The 23,589-nt window shown below is 65.1% G+C and carries 25 protein-coding genes and 1 riboswitch; of the genes, 11 read left to right on the top strand and 14 right to left on the bottom strand.

The window, feature by feature from the left end; translation table 11 throughout:
* Nucleotides 1-5 precede the first annotated feature (5 nt).
* Nucleotides 6-1,055, top strand: coding sequence for a DUF4185 domain-containing protein (locus A5707_RS12340; protein WP_065014750.1), 1,050 nt, complete (start codon nt 6-8; stop codon nt 1,053-1,055).
* Here the strand turns inward: A5707_RS12340 and A5707_RS12335 are convergent.
* Both A5707_RS12335 and A5707_RS12330 read right to left on the bottom strand, forming a co-directional pair.
* Complete coding sequence (locus tag A5707_RS12335) at nt 1,034-1,384, bottom strand: hypothetical protein (protein WP_065014749.1); 351 nt, start codon at nt 1,382-1,384, stop codon at nt 1,034-1,036. The genes A5707_RS12340 and A5707_RS12335 overlap by 22 nt on opposite strands.
* 65 nt (nt 1,385-1,449) lie before the next feature.
* Nucleotides 1,450-2,064: a GNAT family N-acetyltransferase gene (locus A5707_RS12330; protein ID WP_065014748.1), complete on the bottom strand. Its 615-nt coding sequence runs from the start codon at nt 2,062-2,064 to the stop codon at nt 1,450-1,452.
* Between the two features lie 56 nt (nt 2,065-2,120).
* Here A5707_RS12330 and A5707_RS12325 point away from each other — a divergent pair, with 56 nt between their 5' ends.
* Together A5707_RS12325 and A5707_RS12320 are read left to right on the top strand one after the other, a co-directional pair.
* Nucleotides 2,121-2,597 carry an SRPBCC family protein gene (locus A5707_RS12325; protein ID WP_065014747.1) on the top strand — a complete coding sequence of 159 codons (477 nt, stop codon included), beginning with the start codon at nt 2,121-2,123 and terminating at the stop codon, nt 2,595-2,597.
* Between the two features lie 20 nt (nt 2,598-2,617).
* Nucleotides 2,618-3,907 carry an acyl-CoA dehydrogenase family protein gene (locus A5707_RS12320; protein ID WP_065014746.1) on the top strand — a complete coding sequence of 430 codons (1,290 nt, stop codon included), beginning with the start codon at nt 2,618-2,620 and terminating at the stop codon, nt 3,905-3,907.
* On the opposite strand, the gene A5707_RS12315 is transcribed toward A5707_RS12320, so the two are convergent.
* Both A5707_RS12315 and A5707_RS12310 read right to left on the bottom strand, forming a co-directional pair.
* On the bottom strand, nt 3,904-4,812 hold the full coding sequence (locus A5707_RS12315; RefSeq protein WP_065014745.1) for an alpha/beta fold hydrolase: 909 nt from the start codon (nt 4,810-4,812) through the stop codon (nt 3,904-3,906). The two genes, A5707_RS12320 and A5707_RS12315, sit on opposite strands and share 4 nt — an antisense overlap.
* Before the next feature lie 8 nt (nt 4,813-4,820).
* The gene (locus A5707_RS12310; protein ID WP_065014744.1) at nt 4,821-5,276 is read right to left on the bottom strand and encodes a MaoC family dehydratase; all 456 of its coding nucleotides are present in this window, start codon (nt 5,274-5,276) and stop codon (nt 4,821-4,823) included.
* Nucleotides 5,277-5,402: 126 nt separating this feature from the next.
* On the opposite strand from A5707_RS12310, the gene A5707_RS24155 reads away from it, so the two are divergent.
* From A5707_RS24155 to ag85C, 3 genes are all read left to right on the top strand, one after another.
* A complete protein-coding gene (locus A5707_RS24155) occupies nt 5,403-5,576 on the top strand; it encodes a hypothetical protein (protein WP_197495319.1) in 174 nt (57 codons plus the stop codon).
* Complete coding sequence (locus A5707_RS12305) at nt 5,545-6,069, top strand: metallophosphoesterase family protein (protein WP_065014836.1); 525 nt, start codon at nt 5,545-5,547, stop codon at nt 6,067-6,069. Before A5707_RS24155 ends, A5707_RS12305 begins: the two co-directional genes overlap by 32 nt.
* A gap of 230 nt (nt 6,070-6,299) precedes the next feature.
* Nucleotides 6,300-7,292: a diacylglycerol acyltransferase/mycolyltransferase Ag85C gene (gene ag85C, locus A5707_RS12300; protein ID WP_065014743.1), complete on the top strand. Its 993-nt coding sequence runs from the start codon at nt 6,300-6,302 to the stop codon at nt 7,290-7,292.
* A gap of 63 nt (nt 7,293-7,355) precedes the next feature.
* Here ag85C and A5707_RS12295 read toward each other — a convergent pair whose 3' ends face one another.
* Complete coding sequence (locus A5707_RS12295) at nt 7,356-8,213, bottom strand: LLM class flavin-dependent oxidoreductase (RefSeq protein ID WP_065014742.1); 858 nt, start codon at nt 8,211-8,213, stop codon at nt 7,356-7,358.
* A 140-nt stretch (nt 8,214-8,353) separates the two neighbouring features.
* On the opposite strand from A5707_RS12295, the gene A5707_RS12290 reads away from it, so the two are divergent.
* On the top strand, nt 8,354-9,352 hold the full coding sequence (locus tag A5707_RS12290) for an Lrp/AsnC family transcriptional regulator (RefSeq protein WP_065014741.1): 999 nt from the start codon (nt 8,354-8,356) through the stop codon (nt 9,350-9,352).
* Nucleotides 9,353-9,382: 30 nt separating this feature from the next.
* Here A5707_RS12290 and A5707_RS12285 read toward each other — a convergent pair whose 3' ends face one another.
* From A5707_RS12285 to A5707_RS12270, 4 genes are all read right to left on the bottom strand, one after another.
* Nucleotides 9,383-10,090 carry a DUF1275 family protein gene (locus A5707_RS12285; protein WP_065014835.1) on the bottom strand — a complete coding sequence of 236 codons (708 nt, stop codon included), beginning with the start codon at nt 10,088-10,090 and terminating at the stop codon, nt 9,383-9,385.
* Between the two features lie 103 nt (nt 10,091-10,193).
* The gene (locus A5707_RS12280) at nt 10,194-11,507 is read right to left on the bottom strand and encodes a maltokinase N-terminal cap-like domain-containing protein (RefSeq protein WP_065014740.1); all 1,314 of its coding nucleotides are present in this window, start codon (nt 11,505-11,507) and stop codon (nt 10,194-10,196) included.
* Nucleotides 11,504-13,309, bottom strand: a complete 1,806-nt coding sequence (treS, locus tag A5707_RS12275; protein WP_419866423.1) for a maltose alpha-D-glucosyltransferase — start codon at nt 13,307-13,309, stop codon at nt 11,504-11,506. The genes A5707_RS12280 and treS overlap by 4 nt, the downstream gene beginning before the upstream one ends.
* A 52-nt stretch (nt 13,310-13,361) precedes the next feature.
* The gene (locus A5707_RS12270; protein ID WP_065014738.1) at nt 13,362-14,432 is read right to left on the bottom strand and encodes a S1C family serine protease; all 1,071 of its coding nucleotides are present in this window, start codon (nt 14,430-14,432) and stop codon (nt 13,362-13,364) included.
* A 214-nt stretch (nt 14,433-14,646) separates the two neighbouring features.
* On the opposite strand from A5707_RS12270, the gene A5707_RS12265 reads away from it, so the two are divergent.
* On the top strand, nt 14,647-15,054 hold the full coding sequence (locus A5707_RS12265) for a TIGR03668 family PPOX class F420-dependent oxidoreductase (protein ID WP_065014737.1): 408 nt from the start codon (nt 14,647-14,649) through the stop codon (nt 15,052-15,054).
* An 80-nt stretch (nt 15,055-15,134) separates the two neighbouring features.
* Nucleotides 15,135-17,279 (top strand): elongation factor G-like protein EF-G2, encoded by a 2,145-nt coding sequence (locus A5707_RS12260; protein WP_065014736.1) that lies wholly within the window; start codon nt 15,135-15,137, stop codon nt 17,277-17,279.
* Here the strand turns inward: A5707_RS12260 and A5707_RS12255 are convergent.
* From A5707_RS12255 to A5707_RS12245, 3 genes are read right to left on the bottom strand one after another with little or no spacing between them, the layout of a single operon-like run.
* The gene (locus A5707_RS12255) at nt 17,276-17,902 is read right to left on the bottom strand and encodes a 3-oxoacid CoA-transferase subunit B (RefSeq protein ID WP_065014735.1); all 627 of its coding nucleotides are present in this window, start codon (nt 17,900-17,902) and stop codon (nt 17,276-17,278) included. The genes A5707_RS12260 and A5707_RS12255 overlap by 4 nt on opposite strands.
* Nucleotides 17,899-18,672 (bottom strand): CoA transferase subunit A, encoded by a 774-nt coding sequence (locus A5707_RS12250; RefSeq protein WP_065014734.1) that lies wholly within the window; start codon nt 18,670-18,672, stop codon nt 17,899-17,901. The genes A5707_RS12255 and A5707_RS12250 overlap by 4 nt, the downstream gene beginning before the upstream one ends.
* Complete coding sequence (locus tag A5707_RS12245) at nt 18,669-19,319, bottom strand: cysteine hydrolase family protein (RefSeq protein WP_065014733.1); 651 nt, start codon at nt 19,317-19,319, stop codon at nt 18,669-18,671. Before A5707_RS12245 ends, A5707_RS12250 begins: the two co-directional genes overlap by 4 nt.
* Nucleotides 19,320-19,544: 225 nt before the next feature.
* Between A5707_RS12245 and A5707_RS12240 the strand changes: the two genes are divergently transcribed.
* Nucleotides 19,545-20,300, top strand: a complete 756-nt coding sequence (locus A5707_RS12240) for a L,D-transpeptidase (RefSeq protein WP_065014834.1) — start codon at nt 19,545-19,547, stop codon at nt 20,298-20,300.
* A gap of 115 nt (nt 20,301-20,415) precedes the next feature.
* Here A5707_RS12240 and A5707_RS12235 read toward each other — a convergent pair whose 3' ends face one another.
* The gene (locus A5707_RS12235) at nt 20,416-22,158 is read right to left on the bottom strand and encodes an NRAMP family divalent metal transporter (RefSeq protein WP_065014732.1); all 1,743 of its coding nucleotides are present in this window, start codon (nt 22,156-22,158) and stop codon (nt 20,416-20,418) included.
* Nucleotides 22,159-22,256: 98 nt separating this feature from the next.
* Nucleotides 22,257-22,442 carry a hypothetical protein gene (locus A5707_RS23830; RefSeq protein WP_156657846.1) on the bottom strand — a complete coding sequence of 62 codons (186 nt, stop codon included), beginning with the start codon at nt 22,440-22,442 and terminating at the stop codon, nt 22,257-22,259.
* Between the two features lie 245 nt (nt 22,443-22,687).
* Nucleotides 22,688-22,861, bottom strand: a riboswitch (M-box (ykoK) riboswitch).
* Nucleotides 22,862-22,933: 72 nt separating this feature from the next.
* On the opposite strand from A5707_RS23830, the gene A5707_RS12230 reads away from it, so the two are divergent.
* Nucleotides 22,934-23,587 carry an O-methyltransferase gene (locus A5707_RS12230; RefSeq protein WP_065014731.1) on the top strand — a complete coding sequence of 218 codons (654 nt, stop codon included), beginning with the start codon at nt 22,934-22,936 and terminating at the stop codon, nt 23,585-23,587.
* The last annotated feature ends 2 nt before the right edge of the window (nt 23,588-23,589 follow it).

The following is a 23,589-nucleotide window of genomic DNA, read 5'->3' as shown; positions in this document are numbered from 1 at the left end:
TTCGGATGAAGGCGAGCAGGGCGCCGGCAGGCGGCAAGCTGGCCGACCTCACTGGTCCGGGTCTGACCGAACGATGGGGAGTCACCTGCGCGGATCTGGGCGCATCGGTGCTCGCGCCCGACGGCACACTGGTGTCGGTGTTCGGAGATACCTTCTCCGGCAACCAAGTTGGCCTCGGCGATTGGCGATCACCGGTGATCCTGATCGGCACCGGGGACGCTTTTCACCGAATCCGATACCACCGCGCCGGCGGCGACGATCCAGATTACGCCCGGCAGTTGTGGCACTACGCGCACCGCGACGGTGCCGGGCTACGCCGGGGTATCAGCACGGTGATCCCGTCGGATCTGCTGCGGGTCGGCGATGCGCTGTATTTGCACGCAATCGTCAACCGCGGTTTGGGCAACGTCGCCTGGACCGAAATCTGGGAGTCGGATGACAACGCAATCTCGTGGCGTCGCCTCGGTGCCCGATTCCCCGCCGACCTGCATCACGGTCACGCCCAGTGCTGGTCGTGGGACTACGATCCCGACGACGGCTGGGTGTATGTCGCCTCGACCGGATTTCAGCGCGACAAAGGCATCATCGTGCGACGGGTTCGCCCCGACCACATCGGCAGGCGGTCGAAGTACGTCTCGTGGGGCTACCGCGCGGGGCGCTGGTCGTGGGGCAACAAGCCGACTCCGATCACCCCCGCCGGCGAAACCTGGGGTGAGCTGTCGTTGCGACGGCTGGCCCCCGGTCGCTGGATCCTTGGTGGTTTTCTGTCCTCGAAGTACGCGCTGGGCTACCGGGTGCTCGACTCGCCCACCGCGGTGGGCAATTCACCGCTGCAGCTGCCGGTCATCGGGTCTGCGTGGGACTCCGAGGATCACGACCGCGACCGCGTTGCGCAGTTGTACGGCGGTTACGTCTTGCCCGGTTCCCAGTTGGATGTTGCCCGCGGCGTGGGTTTAGTGGTGTCGCAGTGGAATACCGCCGCCGGCTGGCCTTATCGGGCGATGCAATTTCGGGTGACGCTGCAGGACACCGCTTACTCGTCGACGACGTCGTAGAGCGAGTCGCCGTCCTCCGGTGTGCCATCGATCTGGCCGCGGTGGGCGCGGCGGGGACCTTGGTCATCGATGACGCCGTGGGCAGCCACGTCGGGTTCTTCGGCGGCGAGCTTCCTGTCGAGGGATTCGCCCTCTTCCTCCTCGCGTTCGGTCATCCCGAACTTGTCGGCCTCGCTCCAGTGCTCTGGCGGGTCGACGACGATGTCGCCGTCGTCGTTGCGAACTTCGTCGGAGTCGGTCGATTCGCTCGGGTTCAGCGTGTCGCCCGGCCCGCCTTCTTCTGGGAAATCCGATGGGTCGACGAGGTCGCCGGCTTGGTCGGTAGGCATGGCCAACGGTTGCCCGTGGACTCCACGCTCTAAACGGCCTTCACCAATTCGGCGGCGAGGCCCGCCTACTGCGGCGTCCGCCACATCGGCCACAACGTCGGCCCGCCGTTGCCCAGCACGATCTCACCGGTGACGGTGAAGCCGAAACGCTCGTAGTACGGCACGTTGTCGGGTTTGCTGGATTCCAGATATGCCGGACAGTGCTCGGCATCGCAGCGATCGAGCCGCGAGCGCATCAGGGTCTGGCCGAACCCGCGACCGCGCACCGTGGTGTCGCTGCCGATGGTGGCCAGATACCAGTGCGGCTCTTCAGGATGATGGTGCTTCATCGCGTCCAGGAGTTCGGCGAGCCTGCGGCCAACCGTCAACCGCAAACCGAAACCGCGAACCAGCGACGGCAACATGGCCAGTTGCTCACCAACCGAGTGCTTCCACCGGTTGGGCGGATCCCACAGCGCAGCCGCGCCGATATCAGGCCCGTCGCAAGCGACCTCGACTCCACCGCCGGTGAGGTGATGGTGTCGGGTCATCGTGGCGAAAAACCCGTGCAGTCGCGCCGCCCGCGATTTGTCATCGGGCATGATCCACGTCGCGACCGGATCGTCGTAGAAGGCGCGGCCCAGAGTCTGTGCCAGTGCGGGGATATCGGCTTTGGCTGCGGGGCGTGCCTGGATCGTCACCGGACCAGGTTAGCGGCGGGCCACCGGTTGGATGTATCGTCAGGACGGCAGCAATCATGACCATCACTCCTGTTGATACCGGACCCGATCAGGTCAGCCGCACTGTCGAGGTTCACGCCCCCGCGGCGGAATTGTTCGCGCTGGTTGCCGATCCGCGGCGACACCAGGAGTTGGACGGCTCAGGAACCGTCGGTGCCGGCGTTAGCGGTCCCCGTCAGCTGGCGCCCGGCGCGCGATTCTCCACCAAGATGCGGTTGTGGGGACTGCGCTACCGGCTCACCAGCACCGTGACCGCGGTCGAGCGGGACCGCCTTGTCGAGTGGTCGCATCCGGCAGGGCATCACTGGCGTTGGGAGTTCGCCGCGATCTCGCCAACGATCACCCGGGTGACCGAGACGTTCGACTACCGCGACACCGGGCCGGTGAAGGACCGGCTGCACTTCTACGAGCGCACCGGCTTGGCCAAACGTAACGCCGCCGGTATCGAAGCAACGCTGGCCAAGTTGCGGGACCGCTACACCCGCCGCACCTGACTCTCTCAGAAAGGCCGACGATGTGGGACTTTGAAACCGACCCCGAATACCAGCAAAAGCTGGACTGGGTCGAAGAATTCATGGTCGACGAACTCGAGCCGCTCGATTTGGTGGCACTCGATCCGTACGACAAGAAAAACCCCGAGACCATGGCAATCCTGCGGCCGCTGCAGCAGCAGGTGAAAGACCAGGGGCTGTGGGCCGCGCATCTGAAACCCGAACTCGGCGGCCAAGGCTACGGGCAAGTCAAACTCGCGCTGCTCAACGAAATCCTCGGCCGGTCCCGCTGGGCGCCGTCGGTGTTCGGCTGTCAGGCACCCGACTCCGGCAACGCCGAAATCATCGCGCTTTTCGGCACCGCGGAGCAGAAAGCGCGTTACCTGCAGCCGCTGCTCGACGGCGAAATCAGCTCGTGCTATTCGATGACCGAACCGCACGGCGGGTCCGACCCGGGGATGTTCGTCACCCGCGCCGAGCGTGACGGCGACTCCTGGGTGATCAACGGGGAGAAGTGGTTCTCCAGCAACGCCAAACACGCCACGTTCTTCATCGTCATGGCGGTCACCAATCCCGACGCCCGCACCCGCGACAAGATGTCGCTGTTCATCGTTCCGGCCGAGACGCCCGGGCTTGAGATCGTCCGCAATGTGGGTGTCGGCACAGAGTCGCACGGCAGTCACGGTTATGTCCGCTACACCGACGTCCGGGTGCCCGCCGACCACGTGCTCGGCGGCGAAGGCCAGGCGTTCGCGATCGCGCAGACCCGGCTCGGGGGCGGCCGGATTCATCACGCGATGCGCACGATTGCCCTGGCGCGGCGCGCATTCGACATGATGTGCGAGCGAGCGGTGTCACGCCAAACCCGGCTGGGCAGGCTGGGCGATCTGCAGATGACGCAGGAAAAGATCGCCGACAGCTGGATTCAGATCGAGCAATTCCGGCTGCTGGTGCTGCGCACCGCGTGGCTGATCGACAAGAACCATGACTACCAGAAAGTGCGCCGCGACATTGCGGCGGTGAAGGTCGCCATGCCCCAGGTTCTGCACGACGTCGTGCAACGCGCCATGCACCTGCACGGCGCGCTGGGTGTCTCCAACGAGATGCCGTTCGTCAAGATGATGGTGGCCGCGGAGTCACTGGGTATCGCCGACGGCGCCACCGAACTGCACAAGATGACGGTCGCCCGTCGCACACTGCGCGAATATCAGCCGGTGTCAACGCCTTTCCCGTCCCAGCATCTGCCTACCCGACGAGCCGAAGCGGAGGCCCGACTGGCTCAACGTCTCGAGCACGCGGTCGCCGAGTTCTAGAGTCCGCCGGTGGTGACGCCGTCGATGTGGGCCAGGAAGTGCGTCAGCACGGCATCGGGGGCTTCGAGTTGCGGCCAATGCCCGATGTCGTCGGCGAGCATCACCACATCGGGATGCGGTATCACCTCTTCGTAGCGGCGTGCCATGTGCGCGCCGGAGTTGGGGTCGACCGGCCCGTCGATCAGCCGCATCGGAACCGCGGTCTGGCGCATGGCACGCACCCACCTGTTTCGATGCGTATAGCGATCGTTGATGAAGCGGCCGACCTTGTGCAGCACGCGGCGGCCGTCGTTGTAATCCAAGATCTGGTTGAACACGTCCATCATGTGCGGTGTCGGCTTGGTGTGAGGGCCGAACATTTCGCGCAGCGTCGGCTCCAGTAGCCGACGGGACAACCGGCTGTTCTGCACATGACTGACGATGTCACCCAACGGAGTCCGGGACATCAGCTTCTGCGCCGCCCGCGGCGTGTAGGTCTCGACAAACATGCCGCCGTTGAGCCAGGTGATCGAGTCGATGCCCAACTGGCCGTAGGCGGGCTGGCCAAACTCGTGACGCGCCAACAGTTCCTGGCCCACCGAGTCCCCGATGTCGTGCGCCAGGATGTGTGCGTTGCCGATTCCCAGATGGTCCAGCAGCGCCTCATGCATGTCTGCGTGGTCGTGCACCGAGTATTCATATGCGACGGGCTTTGCCGAGAAGCCCATGCCCATCATGTCCGGTGCGATGACCGTGAAACGTTGTGTCAGCGTGGGCCAGATCGGCGCCCAGTCAAAGGAATTGAACGGGTAACCGTGGATCAGCAGCAGTACGGGCCCACTGCCCTCCATGCGGTAGAAGATGTCAAAGCCGAGGTAGTCGAAGTGCTGCCCGGCGGCTAGCCAGGATGCCAGTTCAGCGTCCATGGCGTGCCCTACGAGATGTAGCGGACGATGCTTTCCGCCACGCACGCCGGCTTCTCGGACCCCTCGATCTCGACGGTGGTCGACATCGTCGCCTGCACCGCACCGTTGCCAAGGTCTTCGACACCGACCAACGTGCTCTGGGCGCGAACCTTTGACCCGACCGGCACCGGCGCGGGGAACCGTACCTTGTTCAGGCCGTAGTTCACGGCGAGCTTGATGCCGTTGACCGTGTAGATCTGGTGTTGGAGCCGGGGGAGCAACGCCAGCGTCATGAAGCCGTGGGCGATCGTCTTGCCGAACGGCCCGCTGGCCGCTCTGTCCGGATCGACGTGAATCCACTGGTGGTCCCCGGTCGCATCGGCGAACAGGTTGACGTCCTCTTGCGTGATCGTTACCCACTCGCTTTGCCCGATACTTTGCCCCTGTGCGGCGGCGAGGTCGGCGACTGACTCAAAGGTGCGCATGCGGTGGTCTCCTCTGCTTCGGCTGCTCCTCATACTCTCATCCCCATGCTCTGGGGGTTTCGGCCGGATTCCGACGCGGGTAGTCACGCAATTGACTAGTGGCAGGGGCACCGGAAGGACGACGACATGGCCGACTCAAAGGGCCATAAGAACGAATCGGACGTGGAGCCTGAGGAGCATGAAGCTCGCTCACGCGCCGGCGACGACGAAGACGATGGCACCTACGTCGGGCGGACAGACCCCGACGACGCCCTCGACGTCGGCGAAACTGGAGCGGAGGCCCGCAGCGACGACAACTAAGCTACTGCTGCTCGCCGACACACATGTCCCGTTGCGCGCCCGCGATTTGCCGGCACGGATATGGGAAGAGGTCAGCGCCGCCGACGTCGTGCTGCACGCCGGCGATTGGGTGGCAGTTGACCTCTTGGAAAAGTTAGAAGCCAGCGCCACGCGCCTGGTGGGCTGCTGGGGCAACAACGACGGGCCCGCACTACGCGCGCGGTTACCCGAACGTGCCGACGTGGTGCTGGGCGGCGTGCGGTTCACCGTGGTCCATGAGACCGGCCCCGCGGCCGGCCGGGAGGCGCGGATGTCGCGAATGTATCCGGACACCGACGTGCTGGTGTTCGGCCACAGCCATATCCCGTGGAATACCATGACGAAAACCGGTCTGCGACTGTTGAATCCAGGTTCGTCGACGGATCGGCGCCGTCAACCGACATGCACCTACATGACTGCTACCGCAGGCAACGGCGTATTGACGAATGTGGTCTTACACCCGGTGGGTAAGTAGCTCGACCCGCTGCCCACTGAAAGAGCTTGTCACCAGCCCGAATTGCGACCACCGCTGGCGCCGCAATGCAATCGTTATCTTCGAGTCCGCGCCGACGCTCAATCGTTAGTTAACCGCGACATCACACCCCGTGGCGACAAACGAGACACACCGCATAGCTGTGTTTGACTGCGACGGACAGCTATTCGACCGCATATTGCGGCAGATAAAAGTTGGGATAGGTAGGAGCTATGAAGTTCGTTGAGAAGTTGCGTGACGCGGCAACACGTTTACCGCGTCGGCTGACGATCGCGGCCATCGGGGCAGCTATGCTGCCCGGCCTGGTCGGCGCCGTGGGCGGCTCGGCGACCGCGGGGGCGTTCTCCAAGCCGGGCCTGCCGGTCGAGTACTTGCAGGTCCCCTCGCCGTCGATGGGCCGCAACATCAAGGTGCAATTCCAGGACGGCGGACCCCACGCGGTCTACCTGCTCGACGGTTTGCGCGCCCAGGACGACTACAACGGCTGGGACATCAACACTCCGGCGTTCGAGGAGTACTACCAGTCAGGTCTTTCGGTGATCATGCCGGTCGGCGGAACGTCCAGCTTCTACACCGACTGGTATCAGCCGTCGCAGGGCAACGGGCAGAACTACACCTACAAATGGGAGACGTTCCTGACCCGCGAGATGCCGCAGTGGCTGCAAGCCAACAAGGGTGTTTCGCCGACAGGCAACGCCGCCGTCGGGTTGTCGATGTCGGGCGGTTCGGCGCTGATCCTGGCGGCCTACTACCCCCAGCAGTTCCCGTATGCGGCGTCGCTGTCGGGCTTCTTGAACCCGTCCGAGGGCTGGTGGCCGACGCTGATCGGGCTGGCGATGAACGACTCGGGTGGCTACAACGCCAACAGCATGTGGGGCCCGTCGAGCGATCCGGCCTGGAAGCGCAACGACCCGATGGTCCAGATTCCGCGGTTGGTCGCCAACAACACCCGCGTCTGGGTCTACTGCGGTAACGGCACGCCGAACGAAATGGGCGGCGACAGCATGCCGGCCAAGTTCCTGGAGAGCTTCACGCTGCGCACCAACGAAGCCTTCCGCGACAACTACACCGCGGCGGGCGGCAGAAACGGTGTGTTCAACTTCCCGACCAACGGAACACACGACTGGGGCTACTGGAACAGCCAACTGGTGGCCATGAAGCCCGACATCCAGGCGGTGTTGAACGGGGCGCCAAACCCGGCCTGACACAACCGCCTAACGATCGGCAGCAGCGCACCCCCGGCGCTGCTGCCGATCTATTTCCGGCGGTCACAGCACCGCGTCGGCGAGGCGCTCGAGCTGGTCGAGCGAGGCGACGCTCGGGTGAAACAGCAGCCCGTCGAAGCCGAGGTCGCGGTAAGCGCGCACAGTGCTCACCGCGTCTTGCGGCGTGGTCAGCATGTCCGCAACATTGAGCTCGGCATACTCGGGCACGAAGCCGTAGTAGCTGCGCAGATTAGCGTGCGCGGCTTCCACCGTCGCCGCGTCGCCGAACGCGAAATTCACACTGGCATTCAGCCACGGCCTACCCGCGCGACCCGCATCCCGCCAGGCGCCGCGCACCTCGTCGGCGAATGACGACTGATTCGCATAGTCACGGACCGCGCCGGCGGCCCAGCCATCCCCCGCCGTGGCCACCCGTCGCAGAGTCGCTGGCGATCCCCCGCCGAACAACACCGGAATCCGCACAGCCGCTGGGCACAGTGGGACGTCACCGGTGACGACGTCGGCTCGCCAGGCGCGAAGCATCAACTCCACGGTCCGATCCAAAACCCGCCCGCGGTGATGGAAGTCCGCCCCAGTGGCGGTGTAGTCGTCGGTGCGACGGCCCACCCCTAGACCCAGCGTGAGCCGGTTCCCGGCGATGTCGGCCAAACTGGCCAGCTGCTTCGCCAACCATGCGGCGGGATACAGCGGGGCCAGCAGGACGTTGGTGACCAGGCCGATGTCGCGGGTCGCGCCGGCCGCAGCGGACAGGGCGACGATCGAGTCGAGGCTGGGATAAACCACGCGGTCGATGCTGGCCACACTGTCGAATCCGCGTTGCTCGGCGCGGTGCGCCCATTCGGAGATCACCGAGCCGCGCACGGCCGCGACATGGTTCGGCAAGCCGATTCCGATTTGCATAGCAGTCCTTTCGTTTTCACGCTGGCCTGTCGCTCGACGACCCCAGCCCAGACTTGCAGCGATTGCTCCGCAATGCCTATGTGCGTGTTCGAAATCGAGATAAATCCTCTCGGGACTAGGAAATCTCGCATACTTTACGCATGCCAGACGCTCTAGACGTGCAAATCCTCCATGCGTTGGAGTTATCGCCGCGGGTGTCTTTTCGGCGTATCGCCGGGGTCGTCGGGGCATCCGAGCAAACCGTCGCCCGCCGCTACCAGCGGTTGCGCCGCGCCGGCGTGGTGCGCGTCGTCGGACTGGTGAATCCCCGCGTCTACGGCGAAGCACAGTGGATAGCCCGCATCCGCGCCAAACCCGACCGCATATCCCAGTTGGGCGACGCGCTGGCGCGACGCCCAGAGGTCACCCATGCCAATCTCCTCTCGGGCTGGACCGAGCTGGTGTGCGTCATCCGCGCGCCGGTCGGCGAGAGTCGGGAAAGCCCGCTGCTGCAACAACTTCCACGAACCGCGTCCGTGATCGACGTCAGCGTCGACCTTGTGCTGCACGCATTCGGTCAACCGGCGACCGCCCAATGGACCGGCTACGGCCACAAGCTGAGCAGCGAGCAGGCGCGGCAGATCCTGGGCGAGCCGATCACTCCGGCAGTACCAGAGCAGCTGATCACCCCTACCGCGCAGGACCGTCCGCTCCTGGACGCACTCGCCGACGACGGCCGCGCCACTCAGGCACTCTTGGCCGACCGGACCGGATGGTCGATGGCACGGGTAGCTCGGCGCGTTGCGGCGCTGGAAGCCTCGGGCACCTTGGTCTATGACGTCGACGTGCTGGGCGAGCGACTCGGTTTTCACCTCAATGCGATGTTGTGGCTCACAATTGCACCACGACACATCCAGCGTGTGGGCGAACAGATCGCAGCTCATGACGAGGTCGCTTTCGTCGCTGCCGTCAGTGGCCGCAATAACCTGATGGCCGTGGTGATCTGCCGCGACGCCGACGATCTCTACCGTTACTTGACCGAAAACCTCTCGGCCATCGCCAATGTCGACGGCTACGACATCAGCGTCCGGGCGCAACGGCTCAAGCAATCCGCATCCCTGGTCACAGGCGGGCGACTGGTCACCCCACGCCGCACCTGAATGTGCACTGCCGGCGGCGATTTCGCGATTTTACGTCCACAGGGCACGACGGCCCGCATAGAAAAACGTATAGCCGGTGGCCAGCGCACACACCACACTGGCGATCCCCAGCATGTACGTACCGCCGGCGACCAGGCTGATAAACCCGCCCACCGCGGCGCCGACGATGAAGCTGGCAAAGAGCAGAAAATACCCCAGCCAGTCGGTGAGCTGTCCCCCGTGGAAGTGTCGTTCGATTCCTTGGCCCAGCTTGACGAGCGTCCCCGTCATATAACTCAACCCGATCGACGTTTCGCCGTCTTCGTTGACGAAGGTGGTGTTCAACGCACCGACACCGAAGGTCACCAACAGGATCGGCGGGAAGGGCAACGGAAGCTCCGGGCCGCCCAACAAGATGAGGTCGAGCACGGTAGCGAGCACGAGGGCCAGGGTGGTCAGCAAGGTGGCGCCGTGTGGCCGTCTCGGCCAGATGTAGCGCCGGCAGAACGACGCGCTCATCACCCCGGCGACAAAGGCGACCATCAGCAGCGTTGCCGATACCGCCAGCCACGGCGATGACGCTGCCCACTGTTCTTCCGCGAAGTACCCCATCACCGCGCGCTGGGCGTTCCCCGTCATGAACGTGACGAAGTATCCGGCGGAATGGGAGAAGGCCGTGGCTCCCAATAGTCCGGCCAGCGCGGCCAATACCCACGACAATTTGGCTTCGCTGTCGTACATCCGACGAAGAGCCACCATCACGATGGAGAGTTTTCCAGAAAAGTGAACCACTCGCAGCGCGAGCACTTCGGTTTTGCGGTCGCCCGCTGCACTCGGCTCCGCCGAGTTTGCGGTCGCCGCGTCAGGCAGCGGTGAGCCGGGCGATCGAGCGCAGCGGAATGGGTAGCCAGCCGGGCCGGTGCCGGGATTCATAACCCGTCTCATAGACCGCCTTGTCCAGCTCATAGGCCGCCAGCAGCGCTGCCGACGCGCGCGGGTCGACGCCGGACGCGGCCGCGTAGCCGTCGCAGAATGCGCTGCGATTGCGCTCCACCCATTCGCGGGAGCGGGCGGCGAGCTGCTTGTCGTCGGCCTGGTCAACCAACGGGCCGCAGGCGGCGTACTCGTATGACCGCAGCACACCGGCGACGTCGCGCAGCGGAGAGTCGGGCGCCCGTCGCTCTTGCAGCGGCTGGCCCGGCTCGCCCTCGAAGTCGATCAGCAGCCACGACTCCGGGGTGCGCAGCACCTGACCCAGATGCAAGTCGCCGTGAATGCGTTGCACGTCGATGGTTTCCCCGGCGAGCTCGCGGAACTGCTGTTCGATCGAGGCGGCGTGCTGCTGTAGCTCCGGCACCGTCGCGGCCGTCGCCGCCAGCCGCTCCAGCACCGTGTCCAGCGGGAACGGAGCATGCGAGGTGCCGAGTTGCTCGGCCAGCGTGGCGTGCACCGAGGCGACGGCCTCCCCGAGGCGGTAGGACTCGCCGGCGAAGTCGCCGCCGACTTCGTGGGCGTACAGGTCGCCTTCGGCAAACAGGTCACGCACGCTGGCGGTGGCCATCGCCCAACCTTCCGCGGAGTTGGCCGCATAGGCGGTCAGCATGCCCAGCGGGCAAGGTTGGCCCTCCGACTCCGTTTCGTAGGAACCCAGCAGGCGGGCCACATGCGGATTACCGGCCCGGCCCAATACCCGGTTCAACTCGATGTCGGGGTTGATGCCGCTGCTGACCCGGCGGAACACCTTCAAGATGGCGTCCTGCTCGAAGATCACGCTGGTGTTGCTCTGCTCAGCGTCTGCCACCCGCGGCCACGCCTCGAGGGGCAGCTTGACGTCGGGCTCCTTGGCGAAGGTCACCTCGCCGCGCGTGGCCGACGAGTCGAACAGCGACAACAGAAATCGGCCCGCGTCCGGATCGTAGAGCGCGTCGTAGGCGGTGCGATCGTCGTCCGTGCCGATCGTGGCGATCGCGCTGTATTCGGCAACCGGTCCGCTACCCCAATTGACGATCACCTGGTAGCACTCCGATGAACCGTCGGTGTAGGTGACGTCGACGAGTACCAGGTCCAGGTCTTCGCGCAGGCCGACGATCCGGCTGGGCTCAGCGGCGGCGATCTCGCGTCGACGTCCGGCATACCAGCGCTGTTGGGGAAGCCATTCCGCGAACGGCAAATTCATGGCGTCTCCTCTGACTCCGACAGCTGGAACCAATAGAACCCGTGACCCGGCAACGTCAGCAGATAGGGCAACTGACCGATGGGCGGGAAATCCACTTGCCCGGTCAGTTCAACCGGCGTGTAGGAAGCCCAGTGCTGCAGGTTCAACTCGATGGGCTGCGGGAATCGCGACAAGTTGTTCACGCACAACACGACATCGTCGTCGGCTTCGCGCACATATGCCAGCACCGAGGGGTTGGACCCGCCCAACTCGTTGAAAGTCCCGACGGCGAAAGCCTTGTGCCGCCGCCGCACCGCCAACATGGTGCGAGTCCAGTTGAGCAAAGACGTCGAGGTGTCCCGCTGTGCCTCGACGTTGACGGCTTGGTATCCGTAAACCGGGTCCTGGATGGGCGGCAGATACAGCCGACCCGGGTTGGCGGCGGAGAAGCCGGCGTTGCGGTCCGGTGTCCACTGCATCGGGGTGCGCACCGCGTCGCGGTCGCCCAGCCAGATGACGTCCCCCATGCCGATCTCATCGCCGTAATAGAGCACCGGTGAGCCGGGTAGCGACAGCAGCAACGCGGTGAACAATTCGATCTGGTTGCGGTCCTTGTCCAGCAGCGGCGCCAAGCGGCGGCGGATGCCGACATTGGCCTTCATCCGCGGATCCTTGGCGTATTCGGAGTACATGTAGTCACGCTCTTCGTCGGTGACCATCTCCAGCGTCAACTCGTCGTGGTTGCGCAGGAAGATCCCCCACTGCGCCATGTCGGGGATTTGCGGCGTCTGCGCCAGGATCTCCGAAATGGGAAACCGCGATTCGCGCCGGACCGCCATGAAGATGCGCGGCATCAGCGGGAAGTGGAACGCCATGTGGCATTCGTCGCCACCGGTGCCGGCGTCGCCGAAGTATTCGACGACGTCACTGGGCCACTGATTGGCCTCGGCCAGCAGCACCCGGCCGGGAAATTCGTCGTCGACCACTTTGCGGACGCGTTTGAGAAACGCGTGGGTTTCGGGCAGGTTCTCGCAGTTGGTGCCTTCCCGCTCGAACAGGTACGGCACGGCGTCCATCCGGAACCCGTCGATACCGAGGTCCAGCCAGAACCGCAGCACGTCGATCATCGCCTCTTGCACGGCCGGGTTGTCATAGTTCAGATCCGGCTGGTGAGAGAAGAATCGATGCCAATAGAACTGGCGCCGTACCGGATCGAACGTCCAATTGGACTCTTCGGTGTCGACGAAGATGATCCGGGCATCGGAGTATTTGTCGCTGGTGTCGTTCCAGACGTAGTAGTCGCCGTACGGTCCGTCGGGGTCGCGACGGGACTCCTGAAACCAGGGGTGCGAGTCGGAGGTGTGATTCATCACCAGGTCGGTGATGATCCGGATACCCCGTCGGTGCGCGGCATCGACGAGCGTCACCACATCGTCGACCGTGCCGAACTCCGGAAGCACTTTGTAGAAGTCCCGGATATCGTATCCGCCGTCGCGCAACGGGGAGTCGTAAAACGGTGGCAGCCAGATACAGTCGACGCCGAGCCATTGCAGGTAGTCCAGCCGGTCGATGAGGCCCCGCAGGTCGCCGCAGCCGTCGGCGTTGGCGTCGTAAAACGCCCGCACCAACACCTCATAGAACACTGCATGCTTGAACCACGTTGGGTCAGCGGGCATCACCCGGGCGTCGGCGAAGTCGTCAGCACTGGGATGCTCGACGACGCCCGCCTCGACGTGGCTGCCCTCGGACGGATCGTGCTCTGGTGCCTCGTTCGTCAAATCCACAGTGTTATGCGTACCCCTCCGTCGGACGCACGGAATCATCTGCAGCGCCCCATGTTTGAGCTCCGCCGACGATGCGTCAGCTGCACGGATATCAGCCGGGCGGCCCTTCTCCCAGCGTGACGTTGGTCGTGCGCTGAGTGCCACCATTCTGCAAACCCACACTGATGGTGTCGCCGGGATGACGCTGGTCGAGCAGATTCGTCAACGCGGTCGCCGAGTTGACCGGGGCGCCGTCGATCGACGTGATCACGTCACCCTGGGTGATCCCGGCTTGGGCGGCAGGACCATTCGACACCACCCGCAGCACCGCCGCGCCCGCGCCGCCGCTGGAGTCGTTGACCCCGACACCCATGAAACCTGTTGGGCCGATGTGCACGGTCGGCGACGCAGCGCCCGAGCGGATCTGGCCGGCAACAGCCATCGCCTGGTTGATCGGAATCACGAAGCCCTGACCGCCACCAAGTTTGTAGTTGTCGGAGGCGGCGGTGTTGATGCCGACCACCTGGTTGCTGGCGTTGACCGTGGGGCCCCCGGAGTCGCCGGGACGGATCGGGGCGTCGACGTGAATCAAACCGTTGAGCGTCTCGGAGCTACCGGTCAACGAGTCGGACGCCGACACCGTTTGGTTCAGCGCGACGACTTTGCCGGACACCGCGCTCGGCGTTCCCCCGACGCCACCGGCGTTGCCGAGCGCGACGACCGGATCGCCGACTTTAACCGCCGACGAATCACCGATGTTGGCGACCGGTAATCCGGCCGCGCCACCGAGTTGCAATACCGCGATGTCCTGTGTGCGGTCATAGCCGATCACCTCGACCGGGTACGTCTGGCCGTTGCCGATGGCTCTGGCGCTGATGTCGGTCGCACCCGCGATGACGTGATTGTTGGTCAACACCACACCGCTGGGATCGATCACGATGCCGGTCCCGGCGCCGACGGCGCTCTGGTAACCCAGCTTCGTGTCGATGTCGACGATCTGTGGACCCACCTGCGAGACCGTGGCCAGCGGGTCGGCCGGCGGAGCCGACGGACCGGGCGGGGCCAACGGCGTGGCGTAGGCCGGCGCCACCGGACCTGCCAACGCCACGACGAGTCCCACCACCGCCGCCACCTCGAGTAACCACGACCGCCACCAGGGCGTTCGGCGGTGCGATCCGCTCATCCCGATACCTCCTGCAAGGGTGAAACCCATCACGAATTATCCGAGCGTCGGGTTTCGACGGCGCGAACTAGTCCACTTCACCGTAGCCCGCATCCGGGACCAAGACACGCGATAGGGAGTAACCACGGCGCCTTCCGGGCAAACGGCCCAGGCCGGCGACGGCGAACGCGGCGGTTTGCTGGTGAGCGGTCAGGCCCACCTCTAGGCTGGCTTGGTGGTCGACTTCGACCCCAAAGCCAGCTTCGCGGGCGCGCCGGTGGCCCGGCTGGCCACCGTCGGGCCCGACGGGAGGCCGCATCTGGTGCCGGTGGTGTTCGCGGTGCGCGACGACGTCGTCTACACCGCCATCGACGCGAAGCCGAAGAGCACGACTCGGTTGCGCCGGCTGGCCAACATCGAGCACAGCCCGCACGTGAGTATGCTCGCCGACCACTACACCGACGACTGGGCTCAGCTGTGGTGGGTGCGCATCGACGGAATCGCGGCGATTCATCGCGACGACGAGACGCGACAGCGGGGCTACCACCTGCTGCGCGCCAAATACGCCCAGTATCAATCGGTTCCGTTGAACGGCCCGGTAATCGCGGTTGCGGTGAGCCGCTGGAGCAGCTGGCACGCCTGAATTCTCCTCTTGTGCTGCGGGGGCGCAAAGAGAATGGTGACCTAGTAGGCCCGAGGCGCGGCGTATGAGGAGAACCCGTCATGGCAGACAAGGCGAATACTTCCCAAGGAGCTGGATCTGCGCCCACCGCGGACAGTCCGGCCGCCGTACGTAACGTGGTGCTGGTCGGTCCGTCCGGCGGCGGCAAGACCACCCTCGTCGAATCCCTCCTCGTCGCGTCCGGTGTGCTGGCGCGACCCGGAACCGTCGCCGACGGCACCACGGTGTGCGACTACGACGAGGCCGAGATCCGCCAGCAGCGCTCGGTGGGGCTTGCCCTGGCCTCGCTGGAACACGACCGCATCAAGGTCAACCTCATCGACACCCCCGGCTACGCCGACTTCGTCGGCGAGCTGCGGGCCGGTCTGCGCGCCGCGGACTGCGCGTTGTTCGTGATCGCCGCCAACGAGGCTCTCGACGAACCGACCAAGTCGCTGTGGCAGGAGTGCAGTCAGGTCGGTATGCCGCGGGCGGTGGTCATCACCAAGCTCGACCATGTCCGCGCCAATTACCAAAATGCGCTGTCGGCTGCTCAAGAGGCGTTCGGCGACAAGGTTTTACCGCTGTATCTGCCGGCCGGCAGCGGTCTTATCGGCCTGCTGTCGCAGACCCACTACGAGTATGAGGGCAGCAAGCGGACCACCCACCCGCCGGATCCCTCGTACGCCGACCAGATCGAAGAGCACCGGGGTGCCCTGATCGAGGGAATCATCGAGGAGTCCGAAGACGAATCGTTGATGGAGCGCTATCTGGGCGGGGAGGCCATCGACGAGTCGGTGCTCATCGACGACCTGGAAAAGGCGGTGGCGCGCGGTTCGTTCTTCCCGGTGATCCCGGTATGCAGCGCAACCTGCGTCGGCACGCTGGAGTTACTCGAGATCGCCACCCGCGGATTCCCGTCGCCGCTGGAACACCCGCTGCCGGAGGTGTTTACCCCGCAGGGCGCCGCCCACGCCACGTTGACCTGCGATGCCGACGCGCCGCTGCTCGCTGAGGTGGTGAAGACGACGTCGGACCCCTACGTCGGCAGGGTGAGTTTGGTCCGGGTGTTCTCCGGGACCATCAGGCCCGACACGACGGTTCACGTGTCGGGCCATTTTGCATCGTTTTTCGGTGACGAGAACAGCCACCTCGACCACGACGAGGATGAGCGGATCGGCACGCTGTCGTTCCCGCTCGGCAAACAGCAGCGGCCCGCATCCGTCGTGCTGGCCGGTGACATGTGCGCGATCGGCCGGCTCAGCCGGGCAGAGACTGGCGACACCCTCTCCGACAAAGCCGAACCGCTGGTGCTCAAACCGTGGACCATGCCCGAATCACTGCTGCCGATCGCGATCCAGGCACACGCCAAGACGGATGAGGACAAGCTCTCGGTTGGCCTGGGCCGACTGGCCGCCGAGGATCCGACGCTGCGCATCGAGCAGAATCCCGAGACTCACCAGGTCGTGCTGTGGTGCATGGGCGAGGCACACGCCGGCGTCGTGCTCGACGGGCTGGCCAACCGCTACGGCGTCACGGTCGACACCGTGGAGTTGCGGGTGCCGTTGCGGGAAACCTTCGCGGGCAAGGCAAAAGGCCATGGGCGGCACGTCAAGCAGTCTGGCGGCCACGGCCAGTATGCCGTCTGCGACGTCGAGGTCGAGCCTCTACCGGAGGGCTCGGGCTTCGAGTTCGTCGACAAAGTGGTCGGCGGCGCAGTGCCGCGCCAGTTCATCCCAAGCGTGGAGAAGGGGATCCGCGCTCAGATGGAAAAAGGGGTGCATGCCGGCTACCCGGTGGTGGACATCCGGGTGACCCTGCTTGACGGCAAGGCGCACAGCGTCGACTCGTCGGATTTCGCGTTCCAGATGGCCGGTGCACTGGGACTTAAGGAAGCCGCCGCGGCAACCAAAGTGACTCTGCTCGAGCCGATCGACGAGATCTCGGTGCTCGTACCCGACGATCTCGTCGGCGCGGTGATGGGCGATTTGTCGGGACGACGCGGTCGCGTTCTGGGTACCGATACCGCCGGCAACGACCGCACGGTGGTGAAAGCCGAAGTGCCCCAAGTCGAGTTGACCCGCTATGCCATCGACCTGCGCTCGCTGTCGCACGGCGCTGCCTCCTTCACCCGATCCTTCGCCCGCTACGAACCGATGCCGGAGTCAGCGGCTACCCGGGCTACCCGCGTGAAGGCCGCCGGCTAGAACACCGGTGCGGCCGTCTTGGCGACGACGTCGCCGATCTCGACACCCGGCGCCAGTTCAACCACCGCGAAGCCGGTGCCCGACACGTCGAGCACGGCGAGGTCTGTGATGATCCGGCTGACCACACCACGCCCAGTCAGTGGCAGCTGACAGGCGGAAACCAGTTTGGGGGCACCGGTTTTGGTGACGTGGTCGGTGAGGACGATGACCCGACCCGCGCCGGCGACCAGGTCCATCGCACCACCCATCCCCTTCACCATTGACCCGGGGACTGTCCAGTTGGCCAGATCGCCGTTCATCGCGACCTGCATGGCGCCCAGCACGGCGACGTCGACGTGGCCGCCGCGGATCATCGCGAAACTGGTTGCGGAATCGAAGAACGACGCACCAGGAAGAACCGAGACGGTCTGTTTGCCTGCGTTGATCAAATCCGGGTCAACGTCATTTTCGACGGGAAATGGGCCGACGCCGAGGATGCCGTTCTCGGCGTGCACGGTGACGCCAGCGCCGTCGGGAATGTGGTCGGCGACCAGCGTCGGCAAACCGATGCCGAGGTTGACGTACTCGCCGTCGCGCAGCTCGCGTGCGGCGCGGGCGGCCATGTGGTCGCGGGTCCAGCTCACTGCCGTCTCGCCGGCCGGACAGTGCGTTTTTCAATGTCTTTGCGCGCAGCCTGTTCTGGCGTCAGCGCGACAACCCGGTGTACGAAGATGCCGGGCAAGTGCACATCGTCGGGACCCAGCTCGCCGACCTCGACAATCCGCTCGGCCTCAACGGCAGTGATACGGCCCGCCATCGCGACCGGCGGGTTGAAGTTGCGGGCTGCCGCATGGAACCGGCAGTTGCCGGCCTTGTCGGCAACTGCGGCGCGGATGAGCGCGTAATCGGTGACAATCGCCTCTTCGAGCACCATCTGCTGGCCGCCGAAGCTGCGGACTTCCTTCGGCGGCGAGGCCAATGCGACGGTGCCGTCGGCGTGATAGCGCCACGGCAGCCCGCCGTCGGCGACCGGGGTGCCGACCCCGGTGGGGGTGTAGAAGGCGCCGATGCCGCTGCCCCCGGCGCGCAACCGCTCGGCGAGGGTGCCCTGCGGGGTGAGCTCGACGGTGAGTTCGCCGGCCAAATACTGGCGGGCGAATTCCTTGTTCTCGCCCACATACGACGCAATCACCCGACTGATCCGGTGTGCGTCCAACAGCAGCCCCAGGCCGGCCCCGTCGACACCGCAATTGTTGGACACGATCGTCAGGTCTGCGGCGCCCTGGCTCAGCAGTGCCTCGATGAGAAACCATGGGATACCGGCTAACCCGAAACCACCGACGGCCAGGCTCGCGCCATCGGGAATGTCGGCGACCGCCTCGGCGGCTGCACCGACCAGCTTGTCGAGCGTCACGGCAGCTCCCGGTCGAGCCAGGCCAACGTCGCCGACGAATCTCGAACATCGACGGCAATTCGACGGCACTCCTCGACGGCCCGGTCGTAAAGCCCAGACATTGCGTCGCTCACCAGCATGACCCTGAAATCGCGTTCGGATGCCTGGTAGATGGCGGCTCTCGGGCAATTCGGAAAATTACAGCCCGCGAAAACCACTGTGTCGCAGCTACTGTCACGCAGATGTTGTTCGAGCTTGGTTTGGTAGAAAGCGCCCCACCGCGGTTTGTACATCACGTGTTCATGGGTGCCCAGCTCTTGGAGGCCGCCGCCCAGCAACAGTTGGTGGTCCAACTCGACGGCGTTGGGTAACATCTCCGGTGCAATCTGCGAGCCCGCGCTGCCGGGCGCCAGGAGTTGAGCGCCTTGTTCGACCAATCGCCGCCGCGCAAGGTCAACGTTGGAGCCGTCTGGCCGATAGAGCCGGACCACATGAACGATCGGAAGCCCGCGCTGGCGAAACGCCGCAGCCAGCCGCGCCATTGCCGGGAGCGCCTCCCGTGTTCCGTCGACGCGCAGCTGCCCGCCGTCGGCGTAGGTGTCACGCTGTACGTCGATCAGCACCAGCGCCGCCGAGCCCGGTTTCGGGCACGTGTACGGATCGCTCATAACCTTGGGTGTAACACAAGGCGTGCCGCCAGCGACTATTCCGACGGGCTCGATGTCAACTCTGCAAGCCGTCTTGGCCTTGCGCACGGTTGACCCATGCGACGGTCGGACCTGCATAACGGCTGATGTCGGCCTTGTACCGGGTTTGCTGGGTACCCTGGACGGGTAGATGTATGAAAACAGAATGCGGTGCGGTCGATCGCACCATCTCGGAGGGTGAAGACCGTGCGTAAAGCGGTTCGATATGTGTTGGTCACGGTGGCGGTAGCCGCGCTGGGGGTGGCAGGGTCAGCTGGCCCGAGTATGGCCGCGATTGCCCCGCCGACCGCATCCGTCGGCGTCGCGTCGATCCTGCCGGCCAACGGCCAGACGGTGGGCGTGGCTCATCCGATCGTCGTCACGTTCACCGGACCGGTCACTGACCGCGCCGCCATGGAACGAACGATCAAAGTCAGTTCGCCAAGCCCGGCCAGCGGGCGGTTCGAATGGGTGGACGACAACGTCGTGCAGTTCGTTCCCGACAGTTACTGGCCGTCGCACAGCCATGTGGCGGTCGACGTGCATGGCCTGTCGACTGGCTTCGAGACCGGCTCGGAAGTACTGGCCGTCGCCTCGATTTCTGCGCACACGTTCACGGTGAGCGTCGACGGCGAGGTGCTGCGCACGATGCCGGCGTCGATGGGCAAACCCAGCCGCCCGACACCGATCGGCTCGTTCAGCGCGCTAGGGAAAGAGCGCACCGTCGTGATGGATTCCCGCACTATCGGCATTCCCTTGAATTCGCCGGACGGCTACAAGATCACCGCCTCCTACGCGGTGCGCGTGACCTGGAGCGGGGTCTACGTGCATTCGGCGCCGTGGTCGGTGGATTCACAGGGCTACGCCAACGTCAGTCACGGCTGCATCAACCTCAGCCCGGACAATGCCGCCTGGTATTTCGACACCGTGCACATCGGTGACCCGATCGAAGTCGTCGCCTGAGCACTGCCCGCTATCGGGTTCGGTGGCAACGCCGCGCCCCGAGCGGTGAGTGTGAATCGTTGGCGGGATTCCGGCGGCTGATTCGCCGTCACTTCACAGTCAATGCCCGTGATGTTCAGCCGAGTCCCGCCTCAGCGATTTTGACGACGACCAACGCCGCCGCGACTACCAGGTAGGCCCGCAGCGTGAACAACCCCGCCCTCCTGGCCGGCGACATGACCGGACGCGGCAGCGTCGTCAATGCCGGTGTGCGCCAGTTGGCGCGGTACTGACGATGGACGGCCTTCCTTTCGGCACGCGTCAGCGCACCGATGTCGTCGAGTTCTTCGACTTCGTCGGTGCTCAGCCCGCCGAACGCGGATGCGACCGATTCCGCGGCGCATCGATCGGCGAACCGGCGGGCCAGGGCGATCACCGCCGCGCCGCCGAAAACCCCGGCTACCGCGCCGACGAGCAGCCCGGCCTTCAGCACAGCGGTGGGCAGGCCCGGGAAGAGCGTCGAGGCCGTCAATGCCAGCGACAGCAGCACCAATGACCACACCGTCGTCCACGCGAAGATGTTCTGCCGCACGCTGTTAACCCACGGGCCGAGCACCGGCCGGTCATTGCACAGCAGGACCAGAAACACGGTCGCCGACGGCAGCAGGACGCCGGCGAGCGCCTGCACCCCCTGGGTGATCAGACCGAGGATATGGTCGGGACTGAACGCGACGGCAGCCGAAATCGCCAGGATGGCCGCATATCCGCCGTAGAACAGCGGCGCCTCGGAGATCTTCCAGTGCAGTGAGTGCCGCTTGCCCAGCGTGTCGCCGATCGCGTAAGTCGTGGAGAGCCCAATTGCATTGGCGCCGATCAGCGACGCGTCCAGCAACACGATCGCAAACAGCACCCCGACCGTGCCGCCGACGTGGTGTGACAGACCGGACGCAACCGCGCCCGCGTCGGTGAAGTGCCCGAAGTGCTTGGTCCCGGCGAAGCCGAATGCGGTGGCAGCCATCAGCGTTACCGCGCCGGCCATCACCACGACAATGCCCAGGATCAGATCCGCCCGGCCGTAATGGATCCAGCGTGGCGTGATGCGTTTGTCGACGACATTGGACTGCTGGAAGAACAGCTGCCACGGCGCCACCGTGGTGCCCACGATCGCGACGATCAGCAGTAACACCGTGGAGTCCATGCCGCCGGGAAACTGCGGCACCAGTCCGCGGGCCGTGACATCCAGCGTGGGATGCACCATCAGCGCCATCGGGATGATCACCACGTTCACGGCGATCAGCACGAACATCAACCGCTCCCACCGCCGAAACGAGCCGCCGGCCACCACGGCGAACAGCAGCACTGCGGCGGCCGGAATCGCCACGGCCTTCGGGCAGCCCAGAAACCCGAGAGCCAATGCGACACCGATGAATTCGGTGACGATCGTCAACGCGTTGAGCAACAACAAGTCACCGACGCTGAACGCGCCCCAGAACTTGCCGAACCGTTCGAAAATCAGCCGGGCATGGCCGACTCCGGTGACCGCGCCGAGTCGCAGCACCATCTCCTGGTTCACGTAGAGCACCGGGATCAGCAGTACCAGAGTCCACAGCAGGCCCATCCCGTAGTTCTGCCCGGCCTGCGCGTACGTCGCGACGCCGCCGGCATCGTTGTCGCCGACCATCACGATCAACCCGGGCCCGCTGATGACCATCAGCGTTCGCAGCCGCTGCCAGCGACTGCGCCGAATCCCGTTGTCGTGGCGGGCGATCCGACCGAACGCGCCAACGATGTCGCCGACATGCGCCGAATCCAGCGCCGCGGTCTCGACGGCTACCGCGGCGTCGGCGTCGCGGCGTAGCTCAGTGGAGGATGACGTCATCGGCGTCTCACTTTCTGGCAGAACCGAATATGCTCAGTGCAGGCAACGCGCTGACCCGGCGGCGTCAATTGCCGCCGCAGTCAGTGCATCTCGTCGTGTCAGCAGGCGTTGCCGTGGGACGGATGTCCGCCCAGCGAGGCCGTGATGACGGCTGGAGCCATCCGCGATACGTACAGGTTCGCCCGCTCCTGCGGAGTCAGGTTGCGGCGTGCCCGCCACCGAGCCGTCACCCGACGGCCAGCGTGCAGCATCGGCGAAATACGGTGCGTAACAACAAATGCCATGATCAATCTCCTGCCGGTAGCCCAGCCGGCCCTCAGGCCGTCCGGCGGCCAGGAGCACACCCGTGAAGGGGAAGCTCAGGCTGCAGGAATGCCGCGAGCGGGTCGGGACGAAACGGATATCGAATGCGGATAAGGACTATCGCTGGGACTCATCTCGCCCTCACCTCCTCACGGCCAGGACACACGCGGGTGTCACTTCAGTGCACGCACAGCGAGGAAAGAACGTCCAGCGGAAAACCCGCCGACGCGCATCCCTCTCGTCGGAGCTTCGGCACTGCACGGCGTATCCGGATCACGATCCGGAAGCCACTTGGGCTCAACCCTTAAGCCGGGAAGAGCTGTCCTGACCCGGGGCGTCTCTCGACGTTCGGGGTCAGTGGCCTGTATCCGTGCAGACGCCTCACCTACCGAGATGCTGCCGTTCCATGGTGGCACCAACTCCGGTGCCCGTCAAACGGAGGGCGGAAAAGGTGTCGCCTACGCTCGTGGCCATGGCTACTACCCTGCAAAATCCCGGAGTCGCGGCTGCCCTTGACAGGATGTACACAGCTGCCAGCGATCAGCTGCCCAAGTTGCGGGAACGCAGCGGCGACTTCGGGCAGTCCGCCGGCGCTCAGGAACGCGCCGACGCGATGAGCGAGTTCTACATTCCGGTGACACCGGAGGCAGGGCGGCTGCTGTATGCACTGGTGCGGGCGGCGCGGCCGGCGACCGTCGTCGAATTCGGGATGTCGTTCGGTATTTCGGCGATTCACCTGGCGGCGGCGGTGCGTGACAACGGCGTCGGCCGAGTCATCACGACCGAACTCAGCGCCAGCAAGATCGCGGCGGCCAAACGCACATTCGCCGAAACCGAGTTGGACGAGCTGATCACCGTTTTGGACGGCGACGCGCTCGAGACACTGAAGAGCCTTGACGGTGCGGTCGATTTCGTGCTGCTCGACGGGTGGAAGGAGCTCTACCTGCCGGTGGTCAAGCTGCTGGAACCGCAGCTGTCGCCGGGAAGCCTTCTCGTCGCGGACAATACCGACATGGCTGATACCCAGCCGTACCTGGATTACGTGCGCGACCCGGACCACGGCTACGTCAGCGTCAACTTCCTGGCCCGCGAGTCCGACAGCATGGAGATCAGCTGCCGTACTTAACG

The sequence above is a fragment of the Mycobacterium kyorinense genome (assembly GCF_001672775.1).
Classification (GTDB): domain Bacteria; phylum Actinomycetota; class Actinomycetes; order Mycobacteriales; family Mycobacteriaceae; genus Mycobacterium; species Mycobacterium kyorinense_A.
Note: the sequence above shows the minus strand (reverse complement) of the source record. Positions and strands in the feature narration are given on the sequence as shown.